Genomic DNA, 375 nt, shown 5'->3' with positions numbered 1-375 from the left:
GACGCTGTCGGGCCACCAATCAATCGATTTGTAAGCATAGCCTCTCGTTTGGGTATTGGCACCATTATTTACAGCATGAATATTCCCTGTACCATTTGTATTTGCTCTAATAGTTTTTGTATTGCTGTAAGTACTTGACCCATCTAAAAAGGCTGTTGCGGATTCTGCTCCCGCTGCACCGGCAGTGGCTATTACTGCTGCTGCAAGCGATAAAGATGCCCATTTTGATTTCCATTTCTTTTTTCGGTTCACGATCATGTTATCCCTTCTCCTCTCCAAATATTATATCGCTTGTTCTCGTCTTTACTGCGGTTCCAGCTTCATTTCGTAAGAGGCTATGGAACCAATAACGATGTTGGCTAGAATGATGGATTG

At 42.9% G+C, this 375-nt stretch carries 1 protein-coding gene; it reads right to left on the bottom strand.

What is annotated here, in order from left to right:
• The coding region (locus tag VU18_RS04875; protein ID WP_236687288.1) for a hypothetical protein at window positions 1–258 on the bottom strand (258 nt) is incomplete at its 3' end.
• Window positions 259–375 lie beyond the last annotated feature (117 nt).

Source organism: Geobacillus sp. ZGt-1 (assembly GCF_001026865.1).
GTDB lineage: Bacteria > Bacillota > Bacilli > Bacillales > Anoxybacillaceae > Geobacillus > Geobacillus thermoleovorans.
The sequence above is the reverse complement of the archived record's forward strand: the minus strand, read 5'-3'. Positions and strand labels throughout refer to the sequence as shown.